Origin of the sequence: Candidatus Nitrohelix vancouverensis (assembly GCA_015698305.1) — a bacterium.
Classification (GTDB): Bacteria; Nitrospinota; Nitrospinia; order Nitrospinales; family VA-1; genus Nitrohelix; species Nitrohelix vancouverensis.
Map to the genome: position 1 here is coordinate 1,955,867 of CP048620.1, position 12,456 is coordinate 1,968,322.

At 49.1% G+C, this 12,456-nt stretch carries 14 protein-coding genes; 10 read left to right on the forward strand and 4 right to left on the reverse strand.

Translation table 11 applies throughout. The features are described from left to right. The first annotated feature begins 57 nt into the window (after positions 1 to 57). Together G3M78_08980 and G3M78_08985 are read left to right on the forward strand one after the other, a co-directional pair. Positions 58 to 879, forward strand: coding sequence for a hypothetical protein (locus G3M78_08980; GenBank protein ID QPJ65519.1), 822 nt, complete (start codon positions 58 to 60; stop codon positions 877 to 879). A 461-nt stretch (positions 880 to 1,340) separates the two neighbouring features. Then, positions 1,341 to 3,041 (forward strand): hypothetical protein, encoded by a 1,701-nt coding sequence (locus G3M78_08985; GenBank protein QPJ65520.1) that lies wholly within the window; start codon positions 1,341 to 1,343, stop codon positions 3,039 to 3,041. A gap of 77 nt (positions 3,042 to 3,118) precedes the next feature. On the opposite strand, the gene G3M78_08990 is transcribed toward G3M78_08985, so the two are convergent. Together G3M78_08990 and erpA are read right to left on the reverse strand one after the other, a co-directional pair. Then, entirely contained in the window at positions 3,119 to 4,837 is a 1,719-nt protein-coding gene (locus G3M78_08990; protein ID QPJ65521.1) for a tetratricopeptide repeat protein, read from the reverse strand. Between the two features lie 101 nt (positions 4,838 to 4,938). Next, positions 4,939 to 5,280 carry an iron-sulfur cluster insertion protein ErpA gene (gene erpA, locus G3M78_08995; protein ID QPJ65522.1) on the reverse strand — a complete coding sequence of 114 codons (342 nt, stop codon included), beginning with the start codon at positions 5,278 to 5,280 and terminating at the stop codon, positions 4,939 to 4,941. 340 nt (positions 5,281 to 5,620) lie between these two features. Between erpA and G3M78_09000 the strand changes: the two genes are divergently transcribed. From G3M78_09000 to G3M78_09010, 3 genes are read left to right on the forward strand one after another with little or no spacing between them, the layout of a single operon-like run. Beyond that, on the forward strand, positions 5,621 to 5,851 hold the full coding sequence (locus G3M78_09000) for a BolA/IbaG family iron-sulfur metabolism protein (GenBank protein ID QPJ65523.1): 231 nt from the start codon (positions 5,621 to 5,623) through the stop codon (positions 5,849 to 5,851). Positions 5,852 to 5,903: 52 nt separating this feature from the next. Then, positions 5,904 to 6,224: a glutaredoxin gene (locus tag G3M78_09005; GenBank protein QPJ65524.1), complete on the forward strand. Its 321-nt coding sequence runs from the start codon at positions 5,904 to 5,906 to the stop codon at positions 6,222 to 6,224. Positions 6,225 to 6,243: 19 nt separating this feature from the next. Further along, positions 6,244 to 6,768, forward strand: a complete 525-nt coding sequence (locus tag G3M78_09010; GenBank protein ID QPJ65525.1) for a redoxin domain-containing protein — start codon at positions 6,244 to 6,246, stop codon at positions 6,766 to 6,768. A 1-nt stretch (position 6,769) separates the two neighbouring features. Here the strand turns inward: G3M78_09010 and G3M78_09015 are convergent, their stop codons facing one another. After that, the gene (locus G3M78_09015) at positions 6,770 to 7,525 is read right to left on the reverse strand and encodes a 1-acyl-sn-glycerol-3-phosphate acyltransferase (GenBank protein QPJ65526.1); all 756 of its coding nucleotides are present in this window, start codon (positions 7,523 to 7,525) and stop codon (positions 6,770 to 6,772) included. Positions 7,526 to 7,748: 223 nt separating this feature from the next. Here G3M78_09015 and G3M78_09020 point away from each other — a divergent pair, with 223 nt between their 5' ends. From G3M78_09020 to G3M78_09035, 4 genes are read left to right on the forward strand one after another with little or no spacing between them, the layout of a single operon-like run. Further along, entirely contained in the window at positions 7,749 to 8,528 is a 780-nt protein-coding gene (locus G3M78_09020; protein QPJ65527.1) for a S1/P1 nuclease, read from the forward strand. 30 nt (positions 8,529 to 8,558) lie between these two features. After that, a complete protein-coding gene (locus tag G3M78_09025; GenBank protein ID QPJ66815.1) occupies positions 8,559 to 9,275 on the forward strand; it encodes an MBL fold metallo-hydrolase in 717 nt (238 codons plus the stop codon). A 43-nt stretch (positions 9,276 to 9,318) separates the two neighbouring features. Continuing rightward, a complete protein-coding gene (locus tag G3M78_09030; GenBank protein QPJ65528.1) occupies positions 9,319 to 9,462 on the forward strand; it encodes a hypothetical protein in 144 nt (47 codons plus the stop codon). Between the two features lie 12 nt (positions 9,463 to 9,474). Beyond that, positions 9,475 to 10,269, forward strand: coding sequence for a DUF2797 domain-containing protein (locus tag G3M78_09035; GenBank protein QPJ65529.1), 795 nt, complete (start codon positions 9,475 to 9,477; stop codon positions 10,267 to 10,269). Positions 10,270 to 10,354: 85 nt separating this feature from the next. Here the strand turns inward: G3M78_09035 and G3M78_09040 are convergent, their stop codons facing one another. Then, entirely contained in the window at positions 10,355 to 11,245 is an 891-nt protein-coding gene (locus G3M78_09040; protein QPJ65530.1) for an acyl-CoA desaturase, read from the reverse strand. Between the two features lie 193 nt (positions 11,246 to 11,438). On the opposite strand from G3M78_09040, the gene G3M78_09045 reads away from it, so the two are divergent. Then, a complete protein-coding gene (locus G3M78_09045) occupies positions 11,439 to 12,398 on the forward strand; it encodes a hypothetical protein (protein QPJ65531.1) in 960 nt (319 codons plus the stop codon). Positions 12,399 to 12,456 lie beyond the last annotated feature (58 nt).

Below are 12,456 nucleotides of genomic sequence, written 5' to 3' on the forward strand. Positions count from 1 at the left end.
GCGCGGCAAAAAGCCGCGCAGGGTGATACCGAAATCTTGCTGGAATGGAGATACAGAATGGGCGAAGCTACACAAGTAACGGATCAGATGCTTGCAAAGTTCGGTTCTTCCGGATCGCTGGAAGAGCTGAAAGAAGAGAGGATCTCTTTGAACCTGGCCAGAGGCCGAATTTACGACATTCTTTCTCATGGTTTTAGTTATCCGTGGAATCGAAAATTTTTCAGGCCGAAGTCCTTGCTTGAACCTATGGATGTCGTTCTGCTGGGTGAAGAGGATTGGAAAAGCTTGAAAGGGATTGTGGATGGTTATGCCAATTATCTGCCCAGCATGACAATCAAGCAGGTGCAAAGCGAGTACATCAATGTCTTTGGACATGCGGTCTCCATGGAATGTCCGCCTTATGAAATGCAGTATGGCACCGAGGGCGGAATTCAGTCCCAGACGGACGTATTGATTCAATTGGGCGGTTTTTACGAAACCTTCGGATTTGAAATGCCGAGAAACCGTTCCAAGGAGCGTGTGGATCACATTTCAAATGAGTTGGCCTTCATGTCTTATATGTGTTTCCGAATGGCCTACGGCGTGCAAAATGATCACGATGAAAGAAAAATCGGCGTTTTGCAAAGCGGCATGAAAAAATTCATTCGAAATCATGTGGGACGCTGGCTTCCATTATTTTGTATTTTTGCCGCCAGAAAAGCGGAACGCGGACTTTACAGGGATCTGGTTGAGATTCTCGCTCTTTTCATCAAAAATGAAGTCGGTTTGCTGGACGTTAAACCGGTTACCGTTGAAGAGCCTGAGTACCGCTCCATGTCTTACAGCATGGAAAATGATTTGATCGCCAACGCTCCTGCTGAGTGTGAGCCGCGAAGTTAATCTGATTGCTGTGGGTCCTGAGGGTGGGCTGAGATATTTGATCCTTGGTGTTCTGTAATCAGAGTTCGTATTTGTGCAGGATGTGTGAAAGCTTCGGCTGGAGTTTAAGGCTGAATGCGGTGGCTTGGTCGGACGAATTGTTCGATAGGGCTTGATAAATAAGAAAAAAGTATAAATAACCCAGGAGAAAACCGTTGTTAACGGTAGCTTCCCTGGGTTTTTTTTGTCTTTATGAAATTTCATCCAGGGTCAAACCTGTTGTAAGTACAGGGTTTTTCTGTGAAAACATTGATTTTTCCTTGATTCCTCCCTTGAAAATCAAATGGCAGCGCTTGTATGCGCGATTTGTGTCAGGCGGTTTTTCCTCATACAATAAAACCTTAGCGTGCTTGCCAGCATCTTAATTATACAGGTCGAAGTTTTTCCTTATCGGGCGAAGTACACTCCGGAATTTTTCTTATATGCTTGTATTTGATCCTATAGCGCAGGGCCTTTCACTTTTAGCTGAGCGAGAACTTCAACGAGCAGAGCAGGTGTTTCTGCGCGTGATTAACGATCCCTATGCGCCCAGCGATGATCTGGTTAAGGCGCGATCTTATTTGAAGGACATCCGCGATTGCCAATCAGGACGCCGGGCATTGGATTTCGATGTCTATGCGAAACTGGTCAAGCAAAATAGTTTTTCTCTGGCTGAAATTGATGCGTTTTTGAGCGAGGTCTATTTTTCTTCTGCGCAGACGTTTGAAGAGATCGACCTCTATCTGGACGAACGCCTGGACGCGGGCATAGGTCGTTTAAAGCAGGTGAAGATCTGCGATATCATGGGCCGCGACAAATTGTTCAGCGATATCGAGAAGAATGGAAAGAAATTCATCAATCGGCGCATTCGGGAAGAAGCCAGTGCGGGTGATGACGGAGCCGGTTTTAACCAGTACCGCTGGAAGACGATCTACCGGAAATTTGTGGAGAAGATCAACCCGATCATTTTGGAGCGCCACCTTGAGTTATTGGAATACATTCTCGAGAGCGGCGATATCTCTCTTTTGGACGATCCAAAGTTGACGGCCCTGACTTCCAAATACCGCTGGATCATCCAGTCCTCTCTGAAAAATAAATGGTTTTTATTGAGAAGTTATTTTTTCAAGGCGCGCTCTGACGTTGCCGAACAAATCAATAAAAAAGAAGGCAATCGCAAGTACTGGGACGACGTTAAATATAAGAAAATTAAAATTTTTGAAAAATGCGGATTCAGCGAACAGCATATCCAGAAATTTTTATTCATCGACAAATTGAATTACAAAACGCTGGATGAAATCTATGCGTTTGCGACAGAGCTGGAATTGAAGCTGATACCCCGGGATGTGAGCCTGGCCTTGCGCGGCGTGGAAAAAGCAAAAAGCCATATCAAGGAGCGGGCGGGTATACTGATGGGCTACCGCAAACAGTTTCAGGAGGAATTGCGAGAACGCGGTTTTTCCAAGGAAAATTCTTACAAGATTGCGCAACAGGCAAAACGCGCGAATTGCAAGCAGATCACAGACGCTTTCGATCTCTCCCTGAAGGTGGCGCTGGATGAAATTTACTGGTACCGCATTCCGCCTCAGTCCGAGGAATTGCAAAAGGATGTGGAACGCCAATGCCGCAAGCATTTGAGCACGGTGCGCATCCATCTGTTTGATCGCGGTCGTCTGAACAAACTGCTTCTCAAGGCCGGCAAGGCCTCCATTCGAGATTACCTGATCGCTAACTACGGCGAAGAGGTGGTGTCGTTGCAATGCTATTTCCGGCTTGAGACGATTCATCAATACTACAAGCTCAAATTCTTTCAATACCATGCGCCGCAGATTCCCAGCGTTTCGGAATTGATCAAAATCAGTCGCAAGGATTTCAAACCAATCCTTCTCAATGGCTACGATGAGTTTATTAAAAAACGCCGATTGAATATCCCGCAGACCATGCTGGATCGACTGGACGCGGACAAGTCCGTGACTGGATGGGAGGATGCCTACACAACGCCGCAGGAGAAGGCCCTGCTACGCTTCTGGTTTCTGATGGATCATGGTTCGGCGATCACGCAAAGCCGCATCGAAAAGGGAGTTTTAAAACCGGGCTTTGATTTGTGGGCGCATCTGAAACAGACGGGTTCGATTTGTCAAACCTGAAGACGGGATTATCATAACGCCGGTTTCGTACGGCGTTATTCCTCTCTAATTATCTTTCCTGAAAATTTTATCTGAAACTATTTGTTTTGAGCGCTGGTGATCGTGTTCAAGCGAGTCTGCATGTCGTTGAGCGGCATGAGGTCGCCTTTTTTGGACGCGACGGCGATCCCCTGTCTGAAAATATCGCAGGCCTGCTCGAAGCGGGAGAGTTTCTCAAGGGTTTTCCCCATCAGCAGGTAAGCGGCGGAGTAGTCCTTTTTTTCTTTGATGACCGTTTCCAGCAAGGGCAGGGCGTCTTCGTATTTTTGGGTTTCGTGATAGATGGACGCCAGTCCAAAATTCGCTACCGGGTCGACGGGGTCGATGCCAAGCACCTCGGTGAACATGGCGATTTTTCTTTCCTGTTCTTCGCGGCTTCGTTCCGCTTGCGTGACCTTGGATTTTTCCATCTGTTTTTCTGCAATGAGTTTTTCAAATTGCAGGGCGGTGGCCTCGCCTTTTTCCAGTTCGGCGTCTTCGATCCTTCCCTGTTGCATGTAGTAAACGGAAAGGTTGGTGTGCGCCATGATTTCCTGAGGGTCGATTTCCGCCAGCCGTTTCATGAGAGCGATGGCCTCGTCGAGCTTGTTTTGCTTGGAGAGAAACACGCCCAGCGCTTCGTAAGCGGCGGCGTGTTTGGGGTCGAGATCGATCGCTTCGCGAAGCAGTTGAATGGGTAGGTCGAGGTTGTCTTCCGTTTTGTAGATCTCCAGCGCCTTGTTGAGCAGTTCCTGCGAGTGCGCGGTGCGCGTCTTGAGCTGGTAAAAGGGAAGCAGGCTCGTTGTGGCCTCGATGGCCTCGCCATTGATCGTTCCTGAAATTTTGATATTGGGACTGCGATGATCTTTTTGCATATAGACCAGCGCAATGTTTTTGTCTATGGAAGGGGAGTGGCAAGAGCTTTTGACGATACCGACCTTTTTATTGTTCATCATAAGCTCGCCATTGTATGGCGGCAGTGCGTCGCCTTCGATGACAAGTCCCATCAATGAAAAATTGGGAGCGCCGTAAGTTTTGATGCGCGCGATCACTTCCTGGCCGATGTAGCAACCTTTGTTGTAACTGACGGATGTGTGTTCCAGACCCGTTTCGGGCAGAACGTTTTTTTCGCTCATGTCCTTGTTGAACAGAGGGATGCCGGCTTCAATGCGCAGGGTTTCCCAGGTCTCCGCGTCGATGGCTTCCAACTCCTGTTGCGATGCGTTTTGCAGAGCCTCGATCAATTCGCTTTGCAAGTCCGGCGGGAATGCGATGATGTAGCCTTCCTCGCCGCTGAAGCTCTTGTTAATCACTGCCAGCGTCTGTTCCTGAAACGCGACGGAAATAGTCCCGTTGCTTCGTTCCGGGAGACTTGCCGAAGGAAAAATTTTCTCGAGCGCCAGCGGGCTGTGCGGGCCCTGAAGCGTGAGAAGTTTGTGCGCATCGGCGGGGTGCAGAACGACATCCTCGCGAAACAAAAAGGCTTCGAGGTGACTGCGCAGACGTTCGACCTGCGATGCTTCTGTCAACACCCAGACGCCGTCGCCGTCGCGGTGAAACGAAAAGGTGGCTATGAGCTTGCCCTTCCTGTCGACAACCGCGCTGTCCTGTCCCTGGCCGGGTTGCAGAGCGAGTATGTCGTTTGTCGTCTGGGTTTGCAGATAGTCGAATGTATCCTTGCCGTCGATACGAAACAGACGGTAGTCCTCCATCAAACGATAGGCGCAGTTTTCGCGAACTTTTTGATAAAGGTCTCGGGTTTTTACAGTCTGGTTCATATGCAGTGATAGCCTGGGTATGTAGGCAAAAAAACAACCTGATTCAGTTCAGTCAGAAGGCAGGCGAATTGAACCCGGAACGGGCCGGGTTTTGGGATGGGTCAGGCGATTGAAAAGGACTCGCCGCAACCGCAGGTAGAGGTCGCATTTGGATTCACAAAAACAAAGCCTTTGCCCTGCAGACCGTCCTGGAAATCCAGTTGCATGCCCTTTAAGTAAATCAGGCTTTTGGGATCCATGAAAATCTTGAAACCCTCCTGCTCGACGATGGTGTCTTTTTCTTCTTTAGCGGTGAATTTCAGATCGTATGAAAGCCCGGAACAACCGCCGCCCTTGACGCCGAGACGAAGTCCGATTGCAGGATTATTTTCTGCCGCGACCAGTCGTTTCACTTCATCGCATGCGCGGGGGGTGATGCTGACAAAATTGGTGGATACGGTCATTTTTCCTCCTTGAGGATTTTCGGTAAATAGCTAATAATTACACATCTGCCAGATGTCTGCAGACCCAGCCGAAACCTCGACTTATTATATAAGATTAATTTCGAGCGATTTCGTTTCATAAATTATATTTATAATTATACTTAAAAACGGACTGTGGGGTCAATCGGGCAGATGTTCTGGATGATAAAAAATCGCAAAAAACACAGTTAGAGCCAAAAATGGCGTCCAAATATACTAAATCGGGCGAAATTAGCATCGGGCCAAAACTTTTTGCTTTTTTTTGAATCCAATATTTGCAACCCTGTTTGTTCTGAATCATCCAAAGGAGAAAGATCGGGAAATGATTAGTATTGAAAATTTAATTGCATTGGTTCAATCGGGCATCCCCGATGCGGAAGTCAACGTTATGGATAAAACAGGGATGATGGATCATTTCATTATCCATGTCACTTCCAGTCAATTCGAAACAATGAATGTCATGGAGCGTCACCGCGCTGTTCAGGCCACTTTGAATGCGGCGATGGCGGATGGCAGAATTCATGCGGCAGAAATCAAGACGGCCACGCCTTAGTAACTTGTTTGTTTATAATTTTAACCTGTTGGATTATTGAAGGAGTTAGAGAATGTCTGGTATTCAAGAAGAGATCAAGAGTGAAATCGAAAGCAACAAAATCCTGATTTACGGAAAAGGCACGAAATCCGCTCCTCAGTGCGGTTTTACCGTAGAGACCATTCAGTTTTTTTCAAAGTACGGCTATCCCTTTGAAGTTGTCAATGTATTGGACAACATGCAGAAGCGCGAAGCATTGAGCCAAATGACCAACTGGCCGACCCTTCCGAAAGTATTCATCGGCGGTAATTTCTACGGCGACACGGATATTCTCGATGAAATGGAAGCCAAAGGAGAAGTTGAGCCATTGCTGAAAACGACTTTCGGCGAATAATTCTTAAAATTGAGGTTTTATGTCTGATGCATTAGAGGTTGGGGACCGTGCACCGGCGTTTGATTTGCCTGCTGTCTACGGCTACAAGGCGGGCGAAACCAGCCCGTCGGCCGAAGAAAAGGTAATGATTCGCCTGAAGGATTTTCAGGATAAAAAATGGGTGGTTCTGGCGTTTTATGCGCAGGACAGCAGTCCCGAAGACACGCGTTTGATGATCGGGTTCAATGAGTGGAACCGCAAGTTCAAAAAACGCGATGTTGAAGTGATGGGCTGTAGTTGGAATGGAGTCAATGCCCACCAGCAGTTCATCGAAGTCTACCAGTTGGGATTCACTCTTCTGGCGGATGAATACAAAAAAGCCACAGAGGCCTACGGCGTTATCAAGGAAGTCGAGGATCTGGGGCAGATGACCCGCGTTATTGAGCGGACGACCTTTGTGATTGATAAAACCGGAATGATTCGGGGCGTCTGGAGAAATCCGGAAGACCTCAGGAATCACCCTTCTGAAATCTGGGATTTCATTCAAAAAGAAAAAAAGGCCTGATCTATTTTTCTGAAGACTGAAAGTTCGGGGTGGGCTGGTGTTCTGCAAACAGACTCGTGATCGTTTCGCGTATCTGTTGAAGATTGGAGTCGCCTTTATCGGGGCTTGAAGGATCAATACCGACCGCTGGACTGATGATGATATCAACCGGCCCTGGTTTGATCCATCCGCTACCCTTCTTGATAATTTCCCAGGTTCCAATAATTGTTACTGGCGTTGCGGGCGCATTACTACGCAACGCCAGTAGACAACTTCCCTTCTTGAAAGCGCCGATAGAGCCATCGTCGGACCGTGTCCCCTCGGGAAAAATCACCACCGAATTTCCCTTCTTCACCTTGTCTATCGCCACCATGAACGCTTTGTAGGCGTTTTTGCGGTCTTCCCTCTCCACGCTCACATAGCCGGACGCCTTCATGGCCCAGCCAAGAAACGGCACCTTGAACAGGCTGGCCTTGGCGACCCAGCGCATCTGCACTGGCAAATAGCCGGATAAAGCAAAAATATCAAAATATCCCTGATGATTGGCGATGAAGATTTGAGGTCGATTCTGATTTACATGTTCCAGTCCCGACACCCTGACCCGGACGCCGTTCAAGCCGCAAAGGAGCCGGCACCACAGCCGCGACACGTTGTGCGAACGGTTACCGCTGGGATCGATGAAGCCGAACGCAATGACCAGCAAGGCCAGAGGCGGCGTCAACAGGGTGATGAGTATCCAGAAACGGGCGGTATGAAAAAGGGTCGCAGGGGAAGGCAAGATTGAGGCCGATGGATTGAGTTGTTATCTGATGCGTTACGAGGCCCGATACCAGGCGGACCTGATTTGATTTTTTAATAAGGATCCTATTTAGCCATAAATTCATAAAAAGGTAAATCATTGTTCTCGTCGATCTCGCGCTGATTGGGCTTTGCCGGTTGCGTTGCCGTTCTTTTTTTAATACCTTGCTGATTAACGTTTTTTCTCCGGGATTGTTTTTTTCATGAAACGTTTCATCTTGAAATTGATTTTAGCGAGTTTTCTTTGCGGACTGTTCAATCCCGCTTCCCTATGGGCCTGGGGACCGGATGCGCATCGAATCATTGGAGCGGTGGCGGATTTGCACCTGCGCCCTGTCGTGCGCAGTCGTTTGAAAGATGAATACGGCATCGCGGGTCTCTATCAGGTCGCAGATTGGGCGGACAGCGTGCGCAAAAAACGTCGTCAGGGACCCTGGCATTATGTGAATATCGCTCCGGGTGAACGCTTGTATTTGCGTTCTCGAGATTGCGGAAACGGCGATTGCGTCGTGGAAAAGATCAATGAATTTTTCAGCGCTTTGAGTGAACAGGACGCGCCTTTGTCTGAAATTTCTCAGGCGGTCAAATATCTGGTTCATCTGGTGGGAGATGCGCATCAGCCCTTGCATGCGGGCAACCGCGACGATCGCGGAGGTAATTTTATCAAAGTTGAGTTTAAAGGTCGCGAGACCAATCTGCACGCGCTCTGGGACAGCGGTCTGTTGCCGCGAAGCGCGCGTCAGTCAAGGCGTTACGCCGAGACCTTGAATCAGCAAATTTCCGTGGAGGACCGCGCCGAGTGGATTGGGGGCGGGCCTGAGGACTGGGTCAATGAATCGCGCGCGATGGCTCTGGATCACGCTTACACGGCGACGGGCCGTTTGACAAAGCGGTATATTCAAATCAGCATGGAAATGATAGACTTGCGCCTCAGCCAGGCGGGGATTCGTCTGGCGGATTTGCTGAATCGATGCTTCGAATGAAATAATGACAACGTGGGAGAAACGACGCCGATGACTGAGAACCGGATTTATTTTCAACAATTGCTGACAGGGCGGGACGTTGCGACGAACGATGCTTCGGCGCGACAAATGGCCAACTTCATTTATCTCGTAGGAGACGCTGTCACCCGCGAATGCGTGATCATTGACCCGGCCTGGGACATTCCGGGAATTCTGGAAAAGCTGGAAGCGGATGATATGAAGCTCACCGGCGCGCTGGTCACCCATTATCACCCGGACCACGTCGGAGGAGAGATCTTTGGCATGTCCATCACCGGTCTTGCAGAATTGATGGAACTGCAACCGGTTCCGGTTTATGTGAACAAACACGAAGCGCCGGGACTCAAACAGATCACGGGTATTTCCGACTCCGACATGAAGCAGGTGGATGGCGGCGATACTCTGAAGATCGGAGAGGTGACGATTGATTTTGTCCACACGCCGGGGCACACGCCAGGTTCGCAATGTTTTCAGGTGAACGATTCCGTGCTGGCCGGGGACACCCTGTTTTTACAGGGTTGCGGGCGAGTGGATCTGCCGGGCGGCGACAGCAAGGTGATGTACGAAACATTGACGAAGACGCTGAACAAATTTGGCGACGATCTGATCCTTTACCCTGGGCATAATTATGGGCGAAAGACTTCTGCTCCAATGGGCGAAGTGCGCCAGACCAACTCCTATCTCCAGATCGAAAGTTTGCAGGACTGGATGGCCCTGATGGGTCCCTGAGGGGTCGCAGTTGATAACGCCCGATTTTTAAGGAAGCATTGGTATGAAACAAGCGCTGAGTTATCTGGTCATATTTCTTCTTTCGTTTCTCATATTTGACGCATTGACTGTGGTGCTCAGCGTGGCGTTTGCGGTTTGCGCCCTGTTTTATCTTTCGAATCGTTGGATGGAAAAAAGCCAGCTTTAAAAAAGGAAACTCATGAAGGTATCAGGACAACTCCGAAAAATGACTTATGAACCAGCCTCGCCGGTGGAATATTTCCTGAGTCTGGACGAACAGCCAACGCCATTGAAGGACTGTCTCGGCAAGCCGTTCACGATGCGCTACCTTGGAAAAATCACCTGTATCAATTGTGGTCGCGCAACGAAAAAATCCTATGATCAGGGCTATTGCTTTCCCTGCGCGCGCGATTTGCCGGAGAACGCCATGTGCTCCGTCCGACCTGAATTGTGTCAGCATGAATTCGGCAATGATGCGGACAAGGAGTTTTTCAAGGCTTATTGCAAGGTGGATCATTTTGTTTATCTGTCGCTCACCTCGGGCGTTAAGGTGGGCGTGACGCGCCATTTCAATATCCCGGATCGCTGGATCGATCAGGGAGCTGTGAAGGCCGTCGTCATTGCGCGCACGCCGCAACGTCTGTATGCGGGGCAGATCGAGGTGGCGCTGGCTAAGTCGATGAGCGATAAAACCAATTGGCGGAAAATGCTGAAGGGTGAGACTGAAGAGGCGGATCTGGAGACCTTGCGAGAGTCGGTATTGAGTCGCGTTCCCGAAGAACTCAAACAATACACCTTGCCAAACGAAACCGTGCAAGGCCTGTCCTATCCGGTGTTATCGGTCCCGGAGAAAATCAACAGTCATAACCTGGATAAGATTCCCGAGTTCAGTTCGATCCTTACAGGAATCAAGGGGCAGTATCTGATTTTTGAAGACAAGGTGATCAATTTGCGCAAGTACACGGGCTACCATGTCGAGATCAGCGCGGGGTAATTGGCTGATGAGGGTCAAGGGAAGGGCAAAAAAAAACTCCGCTGAGGCGACCTCAGCGGAGTTTTCTATTGGAGCTTGATTAAAGTCAGGCGGCCTGTTTCACCACTTCGCCGCTGAACAAATCTTCTATTTCATCTTCTAGCGGCGTTAATTTGGCGACTTTGATTTTTGTGGCCAGTCCGAAGAATTTCAGGACGCATATCGCCATCCAGGTCATGTCAAACTCCCAGGGGCGCAGTCCGTGTCTTGCGGACGAGGGGAACGCGTGGTGGTTGTTATGCCAGCCTTCGCCCCATGCCAGAAGGCCCACCCACCAGCAATTGGTGGCCAGATCGTCTTGCAAACGAACGTTGACGTATCCAAACATATGCGACGCGCTGTTGACCAGCCAGGTGACATGATAGACCACGATGAGGCGCAGGAAAATTCCCCAGAATACCATCGGCCATCCGCCGATCGCTAAAAGAACCAAACCAAAAGCGATCTGAATTTTGATAAAATGCGCGTCGAGGAACTGATAGAATTTATCGTCGTTGATGTCTTTGGTGTAGGATTGGATGACTTCCTGATTGTCGAATTTGGGATGCGTGTGAACCATCCAGCCCAGATGCGCCCACCAGAAACCCTCGCGGGCGCTATGCGGGTCTTCATCGGTATCGGAACCGGCATGGTGCATGCGATGCTGACCGACCCATTTGATGGGGCCGTTTTCGCAAGCCAATGCGCCGCAGAAGACAACAAAATAGCCGAGCCATTTGGGCAGTTCAAAACTACGATGCGTCAAATAGCGGTGGTAGCCCAGACAAATACCGATCGACGCCGTCAACCAGTATAAAAAAAGCATGACCGCAACTGCGCTCCAGGAAAATCCAAAGGGAAAAAAAGCTGGAATCGCCATCAGATGGAGAAAGATGAAAAAGCCAGTGACTTCCTTGTTAACAGCTTTTACCGGTTTTAAAGACTTGATTTGCGGCATACTTTCCTCGTTATGTAAATTGAGTGTTAGAATGATCCCACGGAAGGATATGTATAGGGCTTATTCTAAAACGGTTTTCAAAAGTCTCGTGTAAAAGTTTTGTAACTTTAAAAGTCATCCAATGATGAACTCATGGATAGTTCATTAGCAAGATCAACGGGTTATGGCTGGCTGGCGGCGGCTGACAGGTTTCATGAATAGATTACGCGCATTATTTCACCCCATTTTTGTTTTTGTCGGGATTCAGGTGGCCTGGATCATTTTGATGGGCATCTGGATCTACTGGTACGTCAAAAATAACGAGAATTTTAAGGAGTTTGCCCAGAAACTGCGTCCCGAATTGCTGGATCGGGATTTTGACTGGGTCATTCTGGCGGAGGGCTGTTTCCTGATGCTGATCATTCTCGCCGGGGTCTATGTGATTTTTGTTTACTGGACCAAGCAGACGCGCCTGAACCGCCTGCACAGCAACTTTGTTTCCAGCGTTTCGCATGAACTCAAATCACCGTTGGCGTCCTTGCAGTTGTATCTGGAGACCATGAAGTATCGCGAAGTGTCTCCGGAGGATCGCAAGGAGTTCATTGAAATGATGCTGGCCGACACCAAGCGTCTCTCCGGTTTGATTGATAATATCCTGCAGTCCAGCAAGTCCGATTCGAAATCCATGCAATTGCAGTTTGAACCGGTGCCGATCCGCGAATTCCTGAATGATATTCTGGGCAATTTCAAAAGACAGTTCGAGGACCGGCGTTTTGAGGTCAGTTTCAACGCCGACAACGATTTCACCTTGTCTCTGGACAAGCGGGCCATGCGCATGGTGTTCAATAACCTGATTGGCAACGCCCTGCGCTACTCCAATCCGGGATCGGCTTTCAACGTCCGTGTCTATCAAAAGGGCAAAGTCTGCTATATTGATTTTAAAGATCAGGGTCTGGGTCTCGACAAGAAGGAAGCCAAGAAAGTGTTCAAGAAATTCTATCGCGTGCAGAAGAAAGACACGCATAATATCGAAGGCGCGGGACTGGGGCTGTTTATTTCCAAGGAAATCGTCAGGCGTCATAGCGGCGAGATCGAGGTGTCCAGCGAAGGCAGAGGGAAAGGGTCGACGTTCACCGTCATACTGCCCATCGCGGTGGATCTTTCGTCGTCCTGAAGGAGCTTGTTTTTGATAGTGACTTCTCTTTATACTGGGTTGGTTTATTTTGACAATT

Bases quoted from the DNA above. Each gene is read 5' to 3' on its own strand.
- G3M78_09025 (QPJ66815.1), top strand. From the start codon at position 8,559: ATGACTGAGAACCGGATTTATTTTCAACAATTGCTGACAGGGCGGGAC.
- G3M78_09020 (QPJ65527.1), top strand. From the start codon at position 7,749: ATGAAACGTTTCATCTTGAAATTGATTTTAGCGAGTTTTCTTTGCGGA.
- erpA (QPJ65522.1), bottom strand. From the start codon at position 5,280: ATGACCGTATCCACCAATTTTGTCAGCATCACCCCCCGCGCATGCGAT.
- G3M78_09030 (QPJ65528.1), top strand. From the start codon at position 9,319: ATGAAACAAGCGCTGAGTTATCTGGTCATATTTCTTCTTTCGTTTCTC.
- G3M78_09005 (QPJ65524.1), top strand. From the start codon at position 5,904: ATGTCTGGTATTCAAGAAGAGATCAAGAGTGAAATCGAAAGCAACAAA.
- G3M78_08990 (QPJ65521.1), bottom strand. From the start codon at position 4,837: ATGAACCAGACTGTAAAAACCCGAGACCTTTATCAAAAAGTTCGCGAA.
- G3M78_09010 (QPJ65525.1), top strand. From the start codon at position 6,244: ATGTCTGATGCATTAGAGGTTGGGGACCGTGCACCGGCGTTTGATTTG.
- G3M78_09045 (QPJ65531.1), top strand. From the start codon at position 11,439: ATGAATAGATTACGCGCATTATTTCACCCCATTTTTGTTTTTGTCGGG.
- G3M78_08980 (QPJ65519.1), top strand. From the start codon at position 58: ATGGGCGAAGCTACACAAGTAACGGATCAGATGCTTGCAAAGTTCGGT.
- G3M78_09035 (QPJ65529.1), top strand. From the start codon at position 9,475: ATGAAGGTATCAGGACAACTCCGAAAAATGACTTATGAACCAGCCTCG.
- G3M78_09000 (QPJ65523.1), top strand. From the start codon at position 5,621: ATGATTAGTATTGAAAATTTAATTGCATTGGTTCAATCGGGCATCCCC.
- G3M78_08985 (QPJ65520.1), top strand. From the start codon at position 1,341: ATGCTTGTATTTGATCCTATAGCGCAGGGCCTTTCACTTTTAGCTGAG.
- G3M78_09040 (QPJ65530.1), bottom strand. From the start codon at position 11,245: ATGCCGCAAATCAAGTCTTTAAAACCGGTAAAAGCTGTTAACAAGGAA.